Source organism: Subsaxibacter sp. CAU 1640 (genome assembly GCF_023156585.1).
Lineage (GTDB): Bacteria > Bacteroidota > Bacteroidia > Flavobacteriales > Flavobacteriaceae > JBPOFM01.
In genome coordinates this window covers 241,025-261,637 of record NZ_JALNMI010000005.1, presented here as the reverse complement: position 1 = coordinate 261,637, position 20,613 = coordinate 241,025, and the positions used below count along the sequence as shown (strand labels likewise).

Genomic DNA, 20,613 nt, shown 5'->3' with positions numbered 1-20,613 from the left:
TTGATAGTGTTGTGCAAAAATACCATTCATTTCATAAAAAACCCCATTCTTCAATTTGAAAAATAGTGGTACTTTTGAACTCTAAAGGGTTTACAAATTATCTGACACGAACCCTCAAAACCATCATATTATGATATCCAAAGAACATATAATCAAACGTTTCATCAGTTACGTAACGGTTGACACCGAATCTGATCCAAAATCTGACACCACACCAAGTACTTCGAAGCAATGGGATTTAGCGCAAGCCTTGACCAAGGAATTGATTTCCATAGGAATGAAGGATGTGACTATTGACCCAAATGCCTATGTGATGGCGACCTTACCGAGCAATGTGGACCACGAGGTGCCTACCATTGGTTTTGTGTCTCACTTTGATACATCACCAGATTTTACTGGAGCGAATGTCAACCCGCAAATTGTTGAAAATTACAATGGAAAAGATATTGTTCTGAACGAGGCATTGGACATTGTGTTGTCTCCCGATTATTTTGATGATTTGCTTCAATATAAAGGGCAAACACTTATCACTACTGATGGCACCACGCTTTTGGGTGCAGATGACAAGGCTGGAATCACTGAAATCGTTTCTGCGATGGAATATCTTATTCAACATCCGGAAATCAAACACGGAACCATTAGAGTTTGTTTTACGCCTGATGAAGAAATTGGTAGAGGTGCACATAAATTTGATATTGAAAAGTTTGGAGCTGAATGGGCATACACAATGGATGGAAGCCAGATAGGCGAATTGGAATTTGAAAACTTCAATGCTGCCAGCGCAGAAGTGAAAGTTAAAGGCAAGATTGTGCATCCAGGTTATGCCAAAGGAAAAATGGTGAACTCTATGTACATCGCTACTGAATTTATCAATTCACTGCCTGAACTAGAGAAACCTGAACATACAGAAGATTATCAAGGTTTTTTCCATTTGACAAGTGTGGAAGGAAAGGTTGAGGAAACGGTTTTAAATTATATCATCCGTGATCACGACAAAAAGCATTTTGAAGCTCGAAAAGCAATGATGCAGAATCTTGCTGATGAAATCAATTCGCAGTACGAACGTGAGGTAATCGTGATTGAAATCAAGGATCAATATTTCAATATGAAAGAGAAAGTTGAGCCAGTGATGCATATCATCGACATTGCAGAAGAAGCTATGAAGCAAGTTGGCGTGAAGCCTATCATCAAACCTATTAGAGGCGGTACAGATGGTGCGCAATTGAGTTATATGGGATTACCTTGTCCTAATATTTTCGCTGGTGGCCATAATTTTCACGGTCGTTATGAATATGTTCCTGTGGAAAGTATGATAAAAGCTACTGAAGTTATTTGTAAGATTGCTGAATTGACAGCTACTGAAAATTTTGAAACCATAGAAGAAGATCATTAGATTATGAAAAAAGTAAGTTCCGTTGAAGAGTATATCGAAGTCAACTCACATTTTGGTGAAGAATTGACTTTATTGAGAGACATTATTAATTCCACAGAACTGATAGAAAATCTTAAATGGAGCGCTCCTGTTTATTCTCTTGATGGAAAAAATGTGGTGGGATTGGGTGCATTCAAGAATCATTTTGGTATTTGGTTTTTTAATGGTGTATTCTTAAAAGACGAACAAAACCTTCTTGAGCAAGCACAAGAAAAAACCAAAGGATTGCGGCAGATGCGATTTAATTCAATGGCTGAAATTGACAAGAACGCGGTTTTAAGCTATGTCAAAGAAGCTATTGAAAATCAAAAGCTGGGCAAAGAACTTAAACCGGAACGAAAAGGCAAAAAAGTGAGCATCCCAAAAGAACTGAATACTGCATTAAAAGAAAACTCCGTATTTCACGATGCTTTCAAATTATTGACACCTGGAAAGCAGCGAGAGTATGCAGAATATATCGAAACCGCCAAAAGGGAAGATACCAAACTCTCAAGACTGGAAAAAATAAAACCAATGATTCTGAAAGGCATTGGTCTCAATGACAAGTATAAAAACTGTTAGCAATAAAAAAGCCACTTTAAAAAGTGGCTTTTCTTTTTTATTCTATTTTGAACTTATTCGGATAAGGAATTGATTTTCTTGCTAGATTCCATTGAGATGGCTGCTCTATCAAATTTAATTTTTCCAGCCAAGGTTTCGATGACACAACTATTGTCTTTGTCATTCAAACTAGCAATCTTACCATACATTCCACTTTTGGTAACTACTTTGTCACCAACCTTTAGTTCACTTGCAAACTTTTTTTCCTGTTTAGCGCGTTTCATTTGAGGTGCGATCATAAAGAAATACACCACGGCGAACATTGCGATAATTGGTAAAAAAGAACCTAAATCTCCCATTCTACTAATTAATCGTGGTTATGTCCTTCGTGTCCGGGTTGCGTGCTGCTCTTTACAGTTGCTGCAGCTCCCATAGGAGTTGGGTTGGGTTGCTGCATTATTGTAGCAGAACCAGCTTCTTTTTTAGGAGCATTTGGGTCTGCTTCTACAAATGCTTTGATGGTAACAGCTTCAGAACCTTTTTCAGTATTGGTAGTCATAGTGATAGTTTTACTCACTTGGTTACCGTTTCCTTTTCCATTGAACTCCACTGTGAATTCACCTGTTTCCCCTGGCATTACTTCTTTTGTCCAATTAGACGGAACTGTACATCCACAAGTACTTTTGATATCACTTACGACCAATGGAGATGATCCAACATTTTTATACTTAAAAACTGTAGATACAGGAATACCATTAGGAATAGTCCCGAAATCATGTTCTGTTTCATTGAATTCAATTTTTGGTAACTTCCCAGAATTTGCATCTCTTTCAGCAGCAGCTGCTACGTTATCCGATTGAACCTTGTTTTCAGCATTGTCTTTACATGAAGTAAAAGCGACCATACAAAGTGCACTTAAACCTAAAATTACTTTTTTCATGGTATGAATATTTAATTATTATTAAAATTTGAGGGCATAAAAGTAATGATTTTTTATCACTACATCAATCCTCTACCTATTTTATTTAACTTCCCTTCTTCTGTATACTCCTTTACAATTTTGTCCAAAATGCCATTAATGAAGATACTACTTTTAGGTGTTGAGTATTCTTTCGCTATCTCCAAATACTCATTGATAGTCACTTTTGTGGGTATAGAAGGAAATTTTTGGAATTCACAAATAGCCATTTGAAGCAAGATTGCATCTAAATTTGCAATACGGTCCGAATCCCAATTAACCGTTTTCTTTGAAATTTCCTCATTAAACTTTGAACGATTGAGCAAGGTTTTCTTGAAAAGGTCTCTAGCAAAATCTCTATCTTCCTCATCTTTGTAAAGCTTCGGTGTAAAATGAAAATCAGTAGAACTCTTTTTGACCTTACGAAGCAATTTCTGAAGAATTGTATTGATAACTGGTAAATCGTCAATCCAAGTGAGTTTTTTGTCTTCTATATATTCGTAAAGCTTGTCATTTGGCGCAATGATTTCTGAAAACACATCGACAATAAAGATTTTATCTTGATTAACATCTGAAGTTCTTGTAGACATATATTCCTTATATAAATCACTCTCAAGTATCGCTTTGTAAATGATTTCTATATACTCAAAATCGAGATACCAGAAATCGATTTTACGATTTTCCAGCTCGTTTTTAAGTGGCTCATTATTCTTCAATAGTTGAAGAATCTCATTGTTTACAAACTTTTTATTCGGATTTTTTTCTTCTTGAGTGGCAAGATGCTTTTTTTGGATTTTCTCTTGATGATCTTCAGCGCGTTTCTGTATTTCTATCAACAATGATAATTGCATCAAATAAAGGTCATACATATGCTCCAAGCTTTGCAGCAAGAACTTCTCCTCTTTTTTAAAATCATCACTTTCAGAACCGTCAAAGGCATACAGGGTTTGCATCACTTTGATACGTATGTGTCTTCTATTTAGCATTTGCAAAGAACTTTACAGTTAAAAAGGGCGAAGGTTTTTTAAACTTTCGCCCTGCAAAAATAGTGTTATTTTATAATTCAGGAAATCAAATCCGATTGAAATCTATTTATTTTGAATTTTCTTTTCTACGTGTTTCAATTCGTTCTTTTGCAATATTTACAGCAGCTGTATTAGTAGTAACATCATTTGCTTTAGCGCGTTCCAATATCTCTAAAGTGGTATTGTAAATATTCTCTGTTTTGCGGATGATTTCTCTTTTGCCATAATTTTCCAACTCGGCATATACATTGATGATACCACCTGCATTGATCAAGAAATCCGGAGCATAAACAATGCCCTTATCTTGAAGCATTTTACCGTGTTTATCTTCTGCCAACTGATTGTTAGCAGCTCCAGCGATGATTTTTGCCTTAATTTTATCAATAGTTTGGTCATTGATCGTTGCACCAAGTGCGCAAGGTGCATAGATATCCATTTCTTCACTATAAATATCATTTCCTCCATAAATGGTAACATTATATTTAGAACGTACATTCTCCAAACGTTCTTGACTGATATCTGCTATCGTCACTTTTGCACCTTCGTTGACCAAATGTTCTACCAAAGCCTCACCAACGTGGCCTATACCTTGCACAAAAACAGATTTGTCTTCCAACACATCTGAACCAAATCTAAATTTGGCTGCCGCTTTCATACCCATAAAAACACCGTAAGCCGTTATAGGAGAAGGATTTCCAGCGCCTCCTTTGCTTTCAGAAATACCAGTAACATAAGGTGTTACTTCTCTTACAGTGTCCATATCTTCGGTGGTCATCCCAACATCTTCCGCAGTAATGTATTTTCCGCTTAAAGAATGAACAAACTCACCGAATTTACGCATCAATTCTGGTGTTTTTTGAGTCTTGGCATCACCGATGATAACTGCCTTTCCACCACCGAGATTCAATCCTGTAATAGCTGATTTAAAAGTCATTCCTCTTGAAAGACGCAATACGTCATTCAATGCTTCCCACTCGTTGCCGTAGCTCCACATTCTGGTACCTCCCAAGGCAGGCCCTAAAACTGTGTTATGAATACCAATTATTGCTTTTAAACCATTATCTTTGTCGTTGCAAAATACGATTTGCTCGTGGTCATCAAACGAAACTTGACCAAAGACTGGATCAACTTTATATAGCTCTTTAGGGCTTATGATCTCTGAAGTCATATCATTATTATTTAAACTAGCGTTTGTAGATTATCTAAAAACAGCCTGCAAAAATAAATCAATATTGGAGTATTAGCAAAAATATAGCTGTTAAAATGCAATATTGTTAAAAACTTAATGCGCCCCAAGTTATTGGAATGAAAGAATTAAAACACATCAATAAATATTTCTATAAGTATCGATACCAAATGCTATCTGGTATAGTTATCACAATTATTGCACGAATATTTCTCTTATTTACACCTGAATTGGTAGGTTCTTCTGTAGATGTCATCGATGAATATCGCAAAGGTGTCATTACTGATGTTGATATTGTAAAGACAGAGCTCTTGATGAACATCCTATACATCGTTGGCGCAGCTATCATTGGAGGAATTTTTACGTTCTTGATGCGTCAAACGCTGATAAATGTATCTCGATATGTGGAATACGATTTAAAGAATGAAGTTTATCAGCAATACCAACGCCTATCTCTTAATTTCTATAAATCCAATCGTACAGGAGATTTGATGAACCGAATCAGCGAAGACGTTGGAAAAGTCCGTGAGTACGTAGGTCCTGCCATTATGTATAGTATCAATACACTGACGCTCTTTATCATTGCATTGTATTTGATGTTTAGAGAAGCACCTGTACTGACACTTTATACCATAATTCCTCTTCCGGTACTCTCCTATTTTATTTATGTATTGAGCAGAAAAATCCATAAAAAAAGTACTATTGTACAGGTTTGGCTATCAAAACTTTCAACATTTTCGCAAGAAACTTTCAGCGGGATTTCGGTTATCAAATCGTATGGAATTGAGCCACAAATCAATTCTGATTTTGAAACACTTTCTTTAGAGAACAGACAAAAGAACCTCGATCTTGTAAAAGTTCAAGCCTTGTTTTTCCCGTTGATGATTTTTCTGATTGGCTTGAGTAACATCATCGTGATTTACATAGGTGGTGTTCAATATATGAATGGTGAAATTGCAAGCCTTGGTGTCATTGCAAAATTCATCATATATGTCAATTTGTTGACTTGGCCTGTGGCTACAGTTGGCTGGGTTACTTCGGTCATTCAAAGAGCTGAAGCGTCACAAAAGCGTATCAACGAGTTCTTGAAACAAGAGCCTGAAATCAAAAACAAAGTCTCAACTCATTCTAATATTCAAGGCGAAATTGAATTCAAAAATGTGTCATTCGTGTATCCCGACACCAATATTCAAGCCTTAAAAAATGTCAGTTTTAAATTGAATAAAGGTGAAACCTTGGCCATTCTTGGAAAAACGGGCTCTGGGAAGTCCACTATTCTCGATTTGATTGGCAGACTTTACGATGTTCAGCAAGGTCAAATCACCATTGATGGCACGCAGATAGACCAATTAAATCTCAACGATTTAAGAAAGAGCATTGGCTATGTACCACAAGATGCCTTCCTTTTTTCCGACACCATAAAGAACAATATTATGTTCGGAAAAGAAGACGCCACTGAAGAGGACGTCATCAATGCTGCAAAAAATGCGGACGTTCATAAAAACATCAAGAAGTTTACCAATGGCTATGATACCGTTTTGGGCGAACGAGGCATTACACTTTCTGGAGGACAAAAGCAGCGTATCTCCATAGCCAGAGCCATCATCAAAGAACCGACTATTTTATTGTTTGACGATTGTTTATCTGCCGTTGATACAGAGACAGAAGAAAAAATACTTAAAAACCTCATCAAGGTGACGGAAGATAAAACCACCATCATTGTCAGTCACCGAGTGTCTTCTGCAAAAAATGCTGATAAAATTATTGTTCTGGAAGATGGCAATATCATACAGCAAGGTACGCACGACAGCCTGATAAATACCGATGGCTACTACAAGAATCTGTACCTAAAACAGCTCACGGAATCATCATCCAATTAAAGTAATAAGGCTACTTGAAGCATTCTTCAATTAGTTTCATTCAAAAGAAATGACATATTTAGTTGGTTACTATTCTTTTTTTTTAGATTTTTGAGACGCTAAATCAAATTAATTAAAAAATTATGAGTGATAATAATGGAATGATGGAGAAAGAAGAGATATACTCCAAAGTATTGAGAGCAGGACGAAGAACTTATTTTTTTGATGTAAGATCTACAAAAGCAGATGATTATTACCTAACCATCACAGAAAGCAAAAAGTTCACCAATGATGACGGTTCTTTTCATTACAAAAAACACAAAATCTATCTATACAAAGAAGACTTTGCAGAGTTCAATGATATCTTAAGGGAAATGACAGATTACATTGTTGATGAAAAAGGAGATGAAGTCATCAGCGAGCGTCACCAAAAAGATTACAAAAAAGATGATTACGATTCCTCTGATGATTCTGACGCTGCAGTAGCAAGTGGAGCTGCAAAAAGCACTGATAATTTTACAGATATCAGCTTTGAAGATATTTAATAACTGAAGTTGACATACCATATAAAAACCGTTGTTTTTCAAACAACGGTTTTTTTTAGCTTACGGTTGAGCCGTTTTTTACTTTCTGTTCCGGATTCAATAAAATGACATCTTTACCATCTACTGCTCCCACTACCAAACATTCACTCATAAACTTGGCAATCTGTTTTTTTGGGAAATTCACGACGGCAACAATCTGACGGTTGAGCAATTGCTCCTTTGTATAAAGCGTTGTGATTTGTGCTGATGATTTCTTGATTCCCAAGCCTCCAAAATCAATGGTCAATTGATACGCTGGGTTTCGCGCTTCCGGAAAATCATTGACTTCAATGATGGTTCCTACTCGTAAATCGACTTTGGAGAAGTCTTCAAAAGTTATTATCTTATTCATTCCATAAAATTATAATTTTAACCCTAAATAAAAAACATTAAAATGGCCCAGACACCATCAAATATGCTGCCTCTTGGCACCAAAGCGCCTGATTTCAAATTGTTGGACACAGTAACCGAACAAAATGTTTCCCTAGACGAGGCTAAAGGCCTTAAAGGCACCGTTATTATGTTTATTTGCAACCACTGCCCTTTCGTTAAACACATCAACGCACAGCTGGTACGTTTGGCCAAAGATTATAAACCAAAAGGAATTAATTTTATCGCCATTTCAAGCAATGATGTGGAAAACTATCCGCAGGATGCTCCTGATAAAATGAAGGAAACTGCTAAAGCCGAAGGTTATATCTTTCCATATCTTTATGATGCGTCCCAACAGGTTGCCAAAGCCTATAAAGCCGCTTGCACTCCTGATTTTTATATGTTTGATGAAAAATTGAAATTGATATACCGAGGACAATTAGATGATTCGCGCCCTAGCAATGGCGTTCCAGTAGACGGAAAGGATATCAGAAATGCACTAAATGCCTTACTGAATAACCAGCCTGTCAGCCCAGAGCAAAAGCCAAGCATTGGGTGCAATATCAAATGGAAACCCGAAAACAGATAAAGACAAATGACTCTAGGAATAGAGTTATTTTTTGTTTTATATAGGGTATTGTTTTTAAAAAGCTTACTCTAAATTCGACTTAAAACCAAACAACCTATTTATGAAAAAAGTTTTAGGACTTATCGCAGCACTCCTCATACTTTTCATCATTTTGATGTATTGGTCTCTAAATTCATCGCCAGAGCAACCCGAGACTTCAATTCTAGCCAATTTCGACGACATTGAAGAAATTGATTTCACAAAATTAGATTCGGTAAGTGTTGCTGCCACTACGCAATATAAAAGCAATGAGTTGAAACGTTTGATGCAGGGTGAACATTATCGCAAGGCTTGGTCCACACCTATTAAAGCTCCTGTGATGTTTTTGGATACGTTGAAAGTGATAGATGAAGGCGGTGGCAAACAAACCAAATCTTTGGAATTGGAAGGGCCAAGCGGCATCCACTATACCTTACGAGGCATTAACAAAAATCCTGCACCTTTGGTACCAGAGTTTGCCAAAACATTGGGACTTGAGAATATTGTAGTCGATGGTATTTCTGCACAGCATCCTTATGGTGCCGTTGTGGTATCTCAATTGGCAGATGCTGTAGGCATTCTGCACACCAAACCAAAAATTGTGTTTGTTCCAAAACAAGACGCTTTGGAAGGTTACAGCGATAATTACGGCAATAAATTGTTTCTTTTTGAGTACGAGACAGAAAGTAAGGTCAATTGGACGAATTACCAGAACGTCATTGAGATTGTAGACACTGATGATTTACAAGAACTTAAACAAGAGCACGGAGAACATTTGCAGATAGACCAAAATGCTTTGGTCAGAGCACGTCTTTTCGACATAATCATTGGTGATTGGGACCGTCACGCCAAACAATGGGGCTGGGTTTTGCAACTACAAGGTAAATACATAAATGCAATTCCGTTGCCTGCCGATAGAGATAATGCCTTTTTCAATCTAGGAGGTGTCATCCCTAATATCATTTCGAATAAAAACGTCAAACCCGAAATGCGACCTTTTGATGATGACATTGATTATTTACCTGGACTGGTTCAGCCATTTGATGTATATTTTCTTCAGAATATTTCAGAAGATGTGTATATCAAACAAGCCAAAATTCTACAAGATAAACTGACTGACGAAGTCATCGAAAATGCCTTACGTCAATGGCCAAAGGACATCTACGACCTCGATGCCGAAAAAATTGCAACAAAACTCAAAAGTCGCAGAGACCACTTGGTGGAATACGCCAAAGGCTTTAAAAAAGTGTTGGACAAAAAACCATTGCTCACCGAGCCGTTGAAAGGTTCGGAAGATTTAAACTATGAAAATTCTTACCTTTTAAAATGTTTTGAATGTATTGAGATTAAAAAATAAAATCTTTTCGTTCAAATAAATTAATTTACCGTTAATTTGCACTTTAATCAGCTCTTTTAAGCTTCACTTTCGCCATTAAACCCGATCAAGGCGTCATGTTGCTTAACATGTTTCAAATTACAGTACTTTAGTTTTGCAGAAAAAGACATACTTGATTCTTGCTTCACGGTTAGTTCCACCTTCTTGGAAATATTTGCCAACATTAACACGGAATAAAGTCAAAAGGACCTTTGCAGTGAAGAAAAACAACAAGTTTTTGTTCATTCTTTCTCCTCCTTATTGTGGATCTACCATGTTTAATGAACTTATCTCAACTTCAAAAGCTGTTTCTGTTAACAATTCCTTTGGTACAAGAGAAGGACAAACTCTACCTAAAGTTCGCAAAATTATGTTCAACGATAACCGTTGGAATGAAGATATAGATTTTAATTGGAAAATTATAAAACGTCAATGGCTGAAATACTGGGATATTACCCATCCTATTTTATTGGAGAAAAGCCCTCCAAACATTATAAGAACAAAATCTTTACTCAAAGTGTTTAACCCAAGTTTCTTTATCGTTTTTTATAGAAACCCCTATGCGCATTGCGAGAGCTTAATGAGAAGAGAAAACTACACAGCAAGTGATGCTGCTGAATTTGCTATTCAATGCTTGAAATATCAAATGGAAAATATTCTCTACCTACCAAACCATATTCAGGTTTCTTATGAGCATCTTGTAGATACACCTGAAGAAACAATTCAGCGAATTCAAAAATTTATTCCTGAATTAAATGACTTAAATCATTTGCAATCATTCTCGGCCCATAATTATATGTCGAAAAGTATGGGAATTGAAAATTTAAATACAGATAAAATTAATAAGCTCGCAGAAAAAGATATAAAAGCGATTAATCAAGTTTTTTCAAAAAATCTCGCTGTGTTAAATTTCTTTGAATACGATTTAGTCAAATCCAAATATTCAGCGTAAAAAAAGGCATGAGAACATCAGAGCTAATTAAAAAACTTCTATAAAAGTTTTTGATTATAAGTAATACTATGTTCTTTAGGTCTCGTTACATCGAACATATTGTATAACCTATTAAGCTGCCATCTTACGGCATTCTTCAGCACATACTCTGCAAGATTCTGCACAGACTTTGCAATGTTCGTGGTCGTGTTCACCACATTGCTCGGCACACCATTCGCATACCAAAGCACAAAGCATACAATATTGTGATGCATATTTGCTATCGGCAGCCATCATTTTAATACTTGATAGACAAGCATCAATACACTGCACGCAGCATTTAGGGCAATCGTTCATACTTTTCATTCCAGCCATTTCTATGAGGCAGTTTTGGCAATCGACCAAGCACTTTTGACACGCTTCAATACATTTTTGATAAGAATTATTCATAATCAGTAATTTTTAAAATCAATTCAAACCATAAGTTCTAAAAAGTCTATTGTAAAAATTTGTTCATATCCTATTTGTTTTGATGCCAATGGAAAATAAGAGGAAGCAAAGCACAATTTTTCAAATAATTATGCGACCAAATACATTAAACATTTCTGACAGTTTCCTCTGACACTTGTTCGGGTGATGTTCGGGTGTCCTTCGGGTGTTGTGCGGAAAAAGGCGTTTTTACCGAAGGATACCCGAACAAATGTCGAACAACACTCGAACAAAAGGTGAGTTTTTTTGTGAAATTTAAACCTTTGATAAATGATATTTTTAAACAATTTTTCCGTGAAATAAAAGTCTCTTGTAAAAGCACCCAAAGTGCTAACCGTGTTAATCTTTTTAGTTTTTCAATTAACTATTGAAATAGATAACCTTTAATTTTCAATTCTAATTGTAATCAAACTATGGATTTAACATCGAATGAACCGTTCTGGTTGGTGAAAAACGGACTTTTGGAGTCTTACCCTTCCCTTGCTGAAGATTTGGATATCGACATTCTAATTGTTGGTGGTGGCATCACCGGAAGCTTGATGGCGCACAAATGCATCAGCGAAGACTACAACACCGTATTGATTGACCGACGTGAAATCGCCAACGGCAGCACCTCGGCAACCACCTCTATGTTGCAATATGAAATTGACGTACCGTTGTTTGAACTAACGGAAATGATTGGCAAAGACGCCGCTGAAGCTAATTATTGGGCGTGTTATGATTCGATTGATGAACTGGGAAGTATTGTAAAGCACATCAAATCTGACTGTGGATTCGACAAAAAAGAATCGCTCTACTTTGCAGCTTACAAAAAGGATGTTCCTATGCTTCAAAAGGAATTTGATGCACGAAAAGAAGCTGGTTTACCCGTTAAATGGTTGACAGAGGAACAACTTCAGAAAAAATACCATCTCAAAGACGCTTATGCTGGCATCCTTTCTCAACAAGGCGGCAGTATGGACGCTTTTAAGTTCGCACACGATGCGCTGCAGTATAATTGCAAAAAAGGCTTGAAAGTGTTTGATAAAACGGAAATAGCATCTATGGACTATACCAAAAATGGCGTTAAGGTCAAAACTGATTACGGTAACACCATCAAGGCTAAAAAGCTTATCTATTGCAATGGTTTTGAGAGTACTGAAATCATCAAGGACGATTTTGTCAAACTTTTATCTACCTATGCCATTGTGGGCGAGCGTATCGACAAAAAGCAAAAACACTTGTGCGACACTTTGTTTTGGAATACAGCTGACCCTTACCTGTATATGCGCACTACTGACGACCATCGTATCTTGATTGGTGGTGAAGATGAGGATTTTGTAGACGATGATAAGCGTGACTCATTGATTTGCAAAAAAGAAAAGACGCTCCAAAAGAAATTGAAACGTCTCTTACCTGAATATGAGTTTCGTGCCGACTTTGCTTGGGCTGGAACGTTTGGAGAAACCAAAGATGGCTTGCCTTATATTGGTGAACATCCTGATTTTCCCAGCACTTACTTCCTGCTTGGTTTTGGCGGTAACGGTATTACCTTTTCAGTGATTGGTGCGAATGTTATTGCGAACTTACTGAAGGGCAACACGCATCCTTTGGAGCCTTATTATAAATTCAGAAGGTAAAAATCTATAGCTTATCCAACTGATTATCGGTTCCTTTATCGCTGATGGTCCAGAAGAAGCCAACAAAGAAGAATTGATCAGCTGCAGGGCGCAGACTTCTTCGTGCAAAGTTACCATTCATATCTGGTACATTGGCATATTCATAACCATTCACGTTTTTAAAACCCAACACATTGTTCACAGAAAAGTAAAGGATTTTCTGTTGGTCAATCAAATAAGCCCAATTGACACTCAAACTATTGTACGATTTGGTTTTGGCATTCAAAAAGCCTTCCATATTCGGGTCTGTATACGTTCTTCCAGAAGCAAATCCGTAACTGAAACCTACTTGACTTTTCCAGCTATCAATCCAATATTTTCCAACTAATGACAGATTATGTGTGTTGGCAAAGTTAGGCTGTGCAGCAGTCGGGAAGTTGCGGTAATCTCTTTCGGTATCCAAATAGGAATAGCTAACCCAATAATCGACATTCTTCACAGATTTGTTATCTCTCCAAAACAAATCAAATCCTTTGGCATAGCCATCACCTGAATTATCAAAGTTGCTGTCAAAGCTCACAAAATCGGTATCATACTTCACCAAATCGTGATAATCTTTGAAATAAGCTTCTGCTCTAAATATTTTACCTTCGGAATTATACTGATAGTTCAAAATGTAATGCGATGTGCTTTGCGCTTTCAAATCTTGGTCAAACTTCAAGATATCATTGGTAGGATTTTGATAAAAATTACCATAAGCCAATGACACCTGACTATTACTGCCAGTCTTATAAGCGAATGATACTCGAGGTGCCAAGGTCAATTCTTTAAACAACTCGCTATAATCAACCCTTACACCAGCTTTTAAAGCCAACTTTTTAGAGAAAATGATATCAGATTCCGCAAAAGCGGAAGCTATGTTATTGTTGAAGCCCAATTCAACAGGTGCAATCACATCATCCATATAACCTTCCACAAACTTGGTGGCGAAGTACTCTGCACCAAAATACAGTTTCAATCGGTTATTGAAGCGTTTTTTGAACTTCAGTTTACCGTGAAAGGAGTTTTCTGTATCATCCACGACGCCGTCAAGAATGTTGACATTGGTTTTTCCGTAGGTATAACTCATCCCGCTGAAAACTGACCAATCGTTGTTCAACACACCTTGGTAAGATCCATTGAAATAAAGATTTTTGTTGTTCAATTTGAAATAAGCACCTTCTGGAATGTTGATGTTCTCTTGCGTCAATTCAAAATCTGAATAATCAAAAGCAGTGTATAACTTCAAAAGCCCCGAATCAAATTTCTGTCTGAAAACTGCCTCGCCAGAAGCACCTTCATAAGGCTTTTCCCAATCGTTTCTATCTGGAAATAAATTGATATAAGGTGCCAAATTGATGTAAGAAGCATTCACACTTAAAGAACTTTTCTCCCATTTTTGGGTGTTGCCAAGCGTTCCTCCTACAGTCATAATGCCTATGTCTGTTTTGTTTTGATCCGGTTCGTCAATGGTATTCAACAACAACACACTCGATAAGGCTTGACCATATTCAGCGGAATAACCACCAGTAGAAAACGTAATGCCATCAAACAAAAATGGCGAATAACGTCCACGCGTCGGTGTATTGTTGGTCGTTGGACTATAAGGTGTAAACACACGAATGCCATCAATGAAGATTTGGGTTTCATCGGCTTCACCACCTCGTACAAAGAGTCGTCCGTCTTCGGCGACAGTTGTGGTGCCTGGAAGCGTTTGTAGTGCGCCCACAAAATCGCCCAAAGCAGAGGCTGTAGTCACCACATCCAAAGGTTTCAAAACAGAAACTTTGCTATTGTCGCCTGCGGAAAACGTTCCAGCAGATAGCACCACAGCGTCAAGCGTGTTGACATCTTCACGAAGTTTTACCTGAAGATTCTTCATTTGTGCAACATCAACTGTAAGCCGATAGGTTTCATACGATAGAAACGACACAATCAATGTTTTTGTGCCTGTTTCATCAGTAGTGAATGAAAACTCGCCATCGTCGTTGGTGTTGCTGCCATCATACGTGCCTTCAAGATAGACATTGGCACCCATAATTGGCATTCCGTTGGCATCTTGAACTTTCCCATTGATGTTGGTTTGCGCCGAAGCGATAAGGCTTACAAAAAGAAAAAGTGCTGTAATTAATGATTTCATTGTGGATGGTTTTATCTGTTCGATTTTTGATTGATGAGACAAAGTTGCGGCAACAGGCTCGGCTTTGAAATTCCATTTTACTGAACTGTTGAAAAACTGGGATGAACTGATATTCCAGCATAGCAATACAATTAAAACACTATATTTAGCTATTGATTTCTACGTATGCTAACCAAAACCGAAAAGCGCTTTACCATTCCGTTCGTAATCCTCGTTCTCTTGGAGTTGCTCTGTGGTAGCCATCCAGACCTCGCGCCGTTTCATTACGTTACCAAACCTGCCATCGTCACATCCTTGATTATTTTCTTTTGGAAAGAATCTGCCACGTTGAGCAGTTCCATTCGTGTGTTGACGCTTTTGGCTTTGTTGTTTTCGTTGTTGGGTGATGTGTTGCTGATGTTTGTAGACCGTTCACCCAATTACTTTATGTTCGGACTGGTCGCTTTCCTCTTGGCGCACGTGATGTACATTTTGGTGTTCCTTCAGCATCGAAATTCTCAAAAGAAATTCAACTGGACCATCCTCATTTTAGATCTATTCGGGCTGTGTCTTTTTCTATTTTTGAAAGATCATTTGGGCGAAATGCTCATTCCGGTAATGGTGTATATGTTGGTTATTATAACAATGGCAACAACCTCCTTTTTGAGGAAAGGGAAGGTTTCAAATGCGAGTTATTATTTTGTGGTGATTGGCGCCATTTTGTTTATGATGTCGGATAGTATTTTGGCCGTCAATAAATTTTACGGAGCTGTCCCGATGGCGAACGTTTTAATTATGCTCACCTATGCGATGGCGCAATATTTTATCGTGTTTGGCATCAAAAAAGCATCATAGATTTTATCTATAGTGAATAGTTATAAATCTATTAATCAGATGGTTTTTACAAGCGAATTAAACAATAAATTAAACCAAGGAAGTGCAGTCAATTTCTAAAAATAAATATATAAAATTCTGTAACAAATCCTATAAAATGTGTACTAACATAGCAACTAAAACTGACTAATCGATTTGGACAAAGAACTAGAACATAGTTTTGTTGAACAGCTTGAAGAGCACCAAAATATTGTGCATAAAGTCTGCCGATTGTACACCAACAATCAGGAAGCGCACAATGATTTATTTCAGGAAATCACCATCCAGTTATGGAAGGCGTTTCCAAAATTCAGGGGCGATTCAAAGTTCAGTACGTGGATGTATCGCGTCGGATTGAACACAGCCATCACGCTGTATCGCAAATCCAAAAGACGCATCAACACATCCGATATTGAACCTGTTCAGTTTATGATCAAGGCAGAGCCTTATGACGACACTGAAGAGCAACAGCTAAAACTATTATACCAGGCAGTACACCAGCTCAATGACATTGAAAAAGCATTGGTGTTCTTGTATCTGGAAGACAAAGATTACAGAGAGATTAGTGAAACCCTAGGGATTAGCGAGGTGAATGCACGTGTGAAGATGAACAGGGTCAAGACAAAATTAAAGACAATATTAAATCCGTAAGATTATGGATGAATTAGAATTATTAAAGAAAGACTGGCAGAAGGACAACGCGAACTTCCCCAAATTATCTTATGATGATATTTATAAGATGATTCTCAAGAAGTCCTCCTCCATCGTGAAGTGGATCTTCATCATCAGTATCCTAGAGTTCGTTTTTTGGACTGTGATAGCCTTTGCGTTTAAAGATAGTAAGAGCATCAAAGAGTTTGATAGTTTTCACGCCGATTATCTCATCATTCCCTTAACCGTTTTGGGGTATTTGGTTTTAGGGTATTTCTTCTACCTTTTCTTCAGAAATTACAAGCGTATTTCAGTGACGGACAACGCCAAAAACCTAATGGAAAACATCCTAAACACCAGAAGAACCGTCAGACACTACGTGGCCTTCAATTTGGTGTATTTGGTCATTGCTACAGGTGTGGCGCTGTTTGTTCAGTTTGATCAAAACCCTGATCTTATCACAATGTCGCACAAAGCCGCAGCAGATGGCAACTTATTCGTGTTTTACGCCAAGTTCATCCTGATTACCGCTGTGTTTTTGGTGGGCGCCATAGCCATTTTATTGTTCTTTTACTGGCTCATCTACGGAATCCTTCTGAAAAGACTCAATAGAAACTATAAAGAGTTGAAAAAGTTAGAAGTCTGAAACTAGAAGTTGGAAGTTAAATACTGCCTACTGAACACTGCCCACTGAACACTATACATCAGTCTTCCACTGACGCATCTTGTTAAGTTCTTCCTGTGCGGCCAATTCTTCCTGTGAGATGACTTTCAAAAAGCTAGGATGTTGCTCGATGGCATATTCAATCTTTTCGACTATTTGGTCGATACTTTCGTTGTCATAATCAATCACCAATGGTTCTTTGATTTCCATAGATTGAAGGATGTTTTTCTTCTTCACACGCAGACCTTTTTTGTCAAACGAGCGTCTAAAACCATCAATCACGATAGGGACAACAATCGGTTTGTATTTCTTGATAATGTGTGCTGTACCTTTTCGAATCGGTTTAAAAGGCGTGGTCGTGCCCTGCGGAAAGGTAATCACCCAACCATCATCAAGCGCTTTGCCTATCATACTGATGTCGCTCATCTTCACTTGTCTGTTCACGTCTTTACCTTCAGATCGCCACGTACGTTCAATACTGATACTGCCTACATAGGCCAAGATTTTCGGTAGCAGACCGGCTTTCATCGTCTCTTTGGCAGCCACATAGTACAGATTCAACTTGGGGTTCCATAGATATCCGATGTTTTTGATAGTATCATCCCGATTGCTCAAACTGGCATTAAACACGTGGAACATCGCCACCACATCAGCAAAATACGTTTGGTGATTGGAAATAAAAAGCACATTGTTGTCCGGAAGGTTTCTGATGATTTCCGAGCCATCAATCTGCAATTCGTTAAACCCTCTATATCTTCGGTGCGTTAGGGCTCCAAGAATCCTGATGAGCCATTTTTTAACAAAAAGTATATGTCCGAAAGGGTTTCGTTTGAATAATCCCATTAATTTATCTTTAATCGAACTGCAAATTTAAGAAAATATCAAAGTGAGAGTACCATTTTTAATAAGTCTTTTAACTCACTTAACATCATTGCGGTAGCACCCCACACCACGTGACCGTTCAATATAAATGCAGGCACTTCGAGTTCCACATCGAGCGAGGTCATCACTTTTACGGTGCTCACCACCCCATCGTCTAGCAGGTCCGTCAGCAGCACTTCTATCAAATCTTCCACCTCCTCGTCTTGTTTGATAAAACGGGGTGTTGTGTGCGTTATCCCCAAGAAAGGATGCACGGTAAAGTTGCTGGGCGGTATGTACAGTTCGGTCAGTTCTTTGAGCACCACAATGTCTGCCACAGGCACGCCCACCTCTTCCCACGTTTCGCGTAGGGCTGCGTGCATCAAGGTTTCGTCGGCTTCCTCTCGCCTACCGCCCGGGAATCCCACTTGGGCAGAGTGCACGCCCTTGTAGGTCTTCCTTAAAATCAATATCAATTTTGTAACTTGTGTCTCGTCTGGGTAAAACAGTGCCGTGACGGCCGCTCGTTTGCTGCGCTTCATCACCTCGCGCTGCTGCGCTATCAGTTCCTCTCTAAAGGGAGGCGACATTTTAAACTGCGATGCTTGTCCCGGCAGCGGAATTTGCCCTATTTTTGATACCGATGTTACAAATGCTTCAAAATTCATTGTTATGAGACTCCTTATATTGTGTTGCTTCTGTGTGATGCTTTTCAATTGTGAAGATAAAAAATCCAAACAAAAAAACACGCCCATCGCCATAGATTCCACCGAAACAAAAATAGAGGTGCCCAAGGATACCGTGCAGGAACCCGAACGTGAATTTCCGTACCTGACGGATGAGAACGCTCTGCTGTTTTTTCAGGAATATGACAAGAAGCATAAGGAAGATAAGGTGCGCATCACCACCGATTTTGGCACCATCGACATACAGCTCTACCCAGAGACGCTGTACCATCGCTCTAATTTTATCTTCTTGACGAAACAACACTACTTCGACAACACCCAGTTTTACCGTGTGGTGAAAAATTTTGTGATACAAGGTGGCAGCAGCGACGAGATGGAGCTGTACGACAAGCGCAACAAGATTGGTAAATACCTATTGCCGCCCGACACCAAAAAAGGCTTTAGGCACACCCGCGGCACGGTGAGTATGCCCAGTAGCGAGATTGAGAATGCCTACAAGATGGCGTCGCCCTATCAGTTCTTCATAGTCCAAAACCCCAATGGCGCGCCCCACCTCGACGGTGATTACACCGCCTTTGGCAAGGTCATAGCAGGTATGGATGTGGTAGACGAAATTGCCAACCAGCCCACCGACGATGCCGAGTGGCCGTTGCACAATATTTATATTAGGAAGGTGGAAATTATAAAGTAGTTTTTAGTGTTTGGTGTTTCGTGTATGGGTGCTTATTGGTAAGCGGCGGCTTTTGAAAGGTTGACGTTACCTATTGACAAATTGGAGTTACCTTCTGACAAGTTGAAAGTGCCTTTTGACAAGTAGGAGTTGCCTTTTGAAAGGTTGACGGAGGCTTTTGACGAGTTGGAGTTGCCTTCTGACAAGTTGGTGGTGCCTTTTGACAAGTTGGAGTGACCTTCTGACAAGTTGGAGTGACCTTTTGACAAGTTGGAGTGACCTTTTGACAAGTTGGAGTGACCTTTTGAAAGGTTGACGGAGGCTTTTGAAGGTTTTGTGGTCTTAACTCAATTTGACCGATAGGCTGTGATTGTGGTTACGCGTTGACAGGTGCGGTTTTTTTTACCAAATTACTTCGCAAGCTAAATAATTCCAAATCAGTATTCTTACTTTTACATTTCCGATTGTTGGTGTTACAGAATATTGATAAATTCCGTCTTGAACTATATTCCAATTCTCAATTGGAATTCCGTCTTGAGTTAGGTACATATTCTGCATTGCTCGACTTCCGATTTCTGGTGCTTTCTGGAATTCCGCTACTGCAAAGAATGAATTTAATTCGTCCTCTGATAATGTGTCGATAGGAACAAAAGCTATGTGTTCAGGTTTTTCCCATTGTCGGTCGCTATTCTCAAACTTTACGTGTCCATAAGCTAATTTTAATATCACATTTTCAATTCTTTCAGGTTCGATTCTAAAATACGATTTTCCATTTTCATTAACAAAAGCATCGTCTAATCTAGCTTTTAGTTTTGTTTTCCGTTTTAAAGTTTTTACGATACTTTGTCGAGAAAGCATTTCCAAATCTGTTGTGCCAGAAATTAGGCATTCAATCAAACACGCAAAGTATTCCTCGTCTAATGAAAATCCATTATTGCATTCCCAACAACTGGGTACGACTGGAAGATTTTCAGGATATGGTTTTTCGAGAAGAATTTTAGACGGAACGTGGTCTCTCGTGTCTGGATATTTTCCACAATAAGCACATTGAGTGTCTAATCTACTGTCACTAAATGTTTTTATTTGTCTCAATT

General features: G+C 38.2%; 23 protein-coding genes. 12 read left to right on the top strand and 11 right to left on the bottom strand.

Translation table 11 applies throughout. The features are described from left to right. The first annotated feature begins 130 nt into the window (after positions 1-130). On the top strand, positions 131-1,393 hold the full coding sequence (gene pepT, locus M0G43_RS13620; protein WP_248027276.1) for a peptidase T: 1,263 nt from the start codon (positions 131-133) through the stop codon (positions 1,391-1,393). Between the two features lie 3 nt (positions 1,394-1,396). After that, on the top strand, positions 1,397-1,993 hold the full coding sequence (locus M0G43_RS13615) for a YdeI/OmpD-associated family protein (RefSeq protein WP_248027274.1): 597 nt from the start codon (positions 1,397-1,399) through the stop codon (positions 1,991-1,993). A gap of 53 nt (positions 1,994-2,046) precedes the next feature. Here the strand turns inward: M0G43_RS13615 and yajC are convergent, their stop codons facing one another. The 4 genes from yajC to M0G43_RS13595 all read right to left on the bottom strand — a co-directional run bounded on the left by yajC (position 2,047) and on the right by M0G43_RS13595 (position 5,123). After that, the gene (yajC, locus tag M0G43_RS13610) at positions 2,047-2,331 is read right to left on the bottom strand and encodes a preprotein translocase subunit YajC (protein ID WP_248027272.1); all 285 of its coding nucleotides are present in this window, start codon (positions 2,329-2,331) and stop codon (positions 2,047-2,049) included. Positions 2,332-2,339: 8 nt separating this feature from the next. Next, on the bottom strand, positions 2,340-2,912 hold the full coding sequence (locus tag M0G43_RS13605) for a DUF1573 domain-containing protein (protein WP_248027270.1): 573 nt from the start codon (positions 2,910-2,912) through the stop codon (positions 2,340-2,342). Between the two features lie 59 nt (positions 2,913-2,971). Next, positions 2,972-3,916, bottom strand: a complete 945-nt coding sequence (nusB, locus tag M0G43_RS13600) for a transcription antitermination factor NusB (protein ID WP_248027268.1) — start codon at positions 3,914-3,916, stop codon at positions 2,972-2,974. Between the two features lie 106 nt (positions 3,917-4,022). Beyond that, positions 4,023-5,123, bottom strand: a complete 1,101-nt coding sequence (locus M0G43_RS13595) for a Glu/Leu/Phe/Val family dehydrogenase (protein ID WP_248027267.1) — start codon at positions 5,121-5,123, stop codon at positions 4,023-4,025. Positions 5,124-5,260: 137 nt separating this feature from the next. On the opposite strand from M0G43_RS13595, the gene M0G43_RS13590 reads away from it, so the two are divergent. Next, on the top strand, positions 5,261-7,021 hold the full coding sequence (locus tag M0G43_RS13590; RefSeq protein ID WP_248027265.1) for an ABC transporter ATP-binding protein: 1,761 nt from the start codon (positions 5,261-5,263) through the stop codon (positions 7,019-7,021). 122 nt (positions 7,022-7,143) lie between these two features. Next, on the top strand, positions 7,144-7,545 hold the full coding sequence (locus tag M0G43_RS13585; protein ID WP_248027263.1) for a PUR family DNA/RNA-binding protein: 402 nt from the start codon (positions 7,144-7,146) through the stop codon (positions 7,543-7,545). A 55-nt stretch (positions 7,546-7,600) separates the two neighbouring features. On the opposite strand, the gene M0G43_RS13580 is transcribed toward M0G43_RS13585, so the two are convergent. Further along, the gene (locus M0G43_RS13580) at positions 7,601-7,936 is read right to left on the bottom strand and encodes a tRNA-binding protein (protein WP_248027261.1); all 336 of its coding nucleotides are present in this window, start codon (positions 7,934-7,936) and stop codon (positions 7,601-7,603) included. A gap of 42 nt (positions 7,937-7,978) precedes the next feature. Between M0G43_RS13580 and M0G43_RS13575 the strand changes: the two genes are divergently transcribed. The 3 genes from M0G43_RS13575 to M0G43_RS13565 all read left to right on the top strand — a co-directional run bounded on the left by M0G43_RS13575 (position 7,979) and on the right by M0G43_RS13565 (position 10,890). Beyond that, positions 7,979-8,545: a thioredoxin family protein gene (locus M0G43_RS13575; protein WP_248027259.1), complete on the top strand. Its 567-nt coding sequence runs from the start codon at positions 7,979-7,981 to the stop codon at positions 8,543-8,545. 100 nt (positions 8,546-8,645) lie between these two features. After that, entirely contained in the window at positions 8,646-9,920 is a 1,275-nt protein-coding gene (locus M0G43_RS13570; RefSeq protein ID WP_248027257.1) for a hypothetical protein, read from the top strand. Positions 9,921-10,053: 133 nt separating this feature from the next. Then, a complete protein-coding gene (locus tag M0G43_RS13565; RefSeq protein WP_248027255.1) occupies positions 10,054-10,890 on the top strand; it encodes a sulfotransferase in 837 nt (278 codons plus the stop codon). Between the two features lie 111 nt (positions 10,891-11,001). On the opposite strand, the gene M0G43_RS13560 is transcribed toward M0G43_RS13565, so the two are convergent. Continuing rightward, positions 11,002-11,127 (bottom strand): four-helix bundle copper-binding protein, encoded by a 126-nt coding sequence (locus tag M0G43_RS13560; RefSeq protein ID WP_248027701.1) that lies wholly within the window; start codon positions 11,125-11,127, stop codon positions 11,002-11,004. A gap of 644 nt (positions 11,128-11,771) precedes the next feature. On the opposite strand from M0G43_RS13560, the gene M0G43_RS13555 reads away from it, so the two are divergent. Then, a complete protein-coding gene (locus M0G43_RS13555; protein WP_248027252.1) occupies positions 11,772-12,977 on the top strand; it encodes an NAD(P)/FAD-dependent oxidoreductase in 1,206 nt (401 codons plus the stop codon). 4 nt (positions 12,978-12,981) lie between these two features. On the opposite strand, the gene M0G43_RS13550 is transcribed toward M0G43_RS13555, so the two are convergent. Next, positions 12,982-15,135 (bottom strand): TonB-dependent receptor, encoded by a 2,154-nt coding sequence (locus M0G43_RS13550; RefSeq protein ID WP_248027250.1) that lies wholly within the window; start codon positions 15,133-15,135, stop codon positions 12,982-12,984. Between the two features lie 165 nt (positions 15,136-15,300). Between M0G43_RS13550 and M0G43_RS13545 the strand changes: the two genes are divergently transcribed. The 3 genes from M0G43_RS13545 to M0G43_RS13535 all read left to right on the top strand — a co-directional run bounded on the left by M0G43_RS13545 (position 15,301) and on the right by M0G43_RS13535 (position 17,284). Continuing rightward, on the top strand, positions 15,301-15,969 hold the full coding sequence (locus M0G43_RS13545; RefSeq protein WP_248027247.1) for a lysoplasmalogenase: 669 nt from the start codon (positions 15,301-15,303) through the stop codon (positions 15,967-15,969). 174 nt (positions 15,970-16,143) lie between these two features. Then, positions 16,144-16,638 carry an RNA polymerase sigma factor gene (locus M0G43_RS13540; protein ID WP_248027245.1) on the top strand — a complete coding sequence of 165 codons (495 nt, stop codon included), beginning with the start codon at positions 16,144-16,146 and terminating at the stop codon, positions 16,636-16,638. Between the two features lie 4 nt (positions 16,639-16,642). Further along, positions 16,643-17,284 carry a hypothetical protein gene (locus M0G43_RS13535; RefSeq protein WP_248027243.1) on the top strand — a complete coding sequence of 214 codons (642 nt, stop codon included), beginning with the start codon at positions 16,643-16,645 and terminating at the stop codon, positions 17,282-17,284. Positions 17,285-17,335: 51 nt separating this feature from the next. Here M0G43_RS13535 and M0G43_RS13530 read toward each other — a convergent pair whose 3' ends face one another. Both M0G43_RS13530 and M0G43_RS13525 read right to left on the bottom strand, forming a co-directional pair. Further along, positions 17,336-18,145, bottom strand: coding sequence for a lysophospholipid acyltransferase family protein (locus M0G43_RS13530; protein WP_248027241.1), 810 nt, complete (start codon positions 18,143-18,145; stop codon positions 17,336-17,338). Between the two features lie 38 nt (positions 18,146-18,183). Continuing rightward, positions 18,184-18,831, bottom strand: coding sequence for an NUDIX hydrolase (locus tag M0G43_RS13525; RefSeq protein ID WP_248027239.1), 648 nt, complete (start codon positions 18,829-18,831; stop codon positions 18,184-18,186). Positions 18,832-18,835: 4 nt separating this feature from the next. Between M0G43_RS13525 and M0G43_RS13520 the strand changes: the two genes are divergently transcribed. Then, positions 18,836-19,540: a peptidylprolyl isomerase gene (locus tag M0G43_RS13520; RefSeq protein ID WP_248027237.1), complete on the top strand. Its 705-nt coding sequence runs from the start codon at positions 18,836-18,838 to the stop codon at positions 19,538-19,540. Positions 19,541-19,572: 32 nt separating this feature from the next. Here the strand turns inward: M0G43_RS13520 and M0G43_RS13515 are convergent, their stop codons facing one another. Both M0G43_RS13515 and M0G43_RS13510 read right to left on the bottom strand, forming a co-directional pair. Continuing rightward, entirely contained in the window at positions 19,573-19,809 is a 237-nt protein-coding gene (locus tag M0G43_RS13515) for a hypothetical protein (RefSeq protein WP_248027235.1), read from the bottom strand. Positions 19,810-19,921: 112 nt separating this feature from the next. Continuing rightward, positions 19,922-20,611 (bottom strand): HNH endonuclease, encoded by a 690-nt coding sequence (locus M0G43_RS13510; RefSeq protein ID WP_248027233.1) that lies wholly within the window; start codon positions 20,609-20,611, stop codon positions 19,922-19,924. Positions 20,612-20,613: the final 2 nt, after the last annotated feature.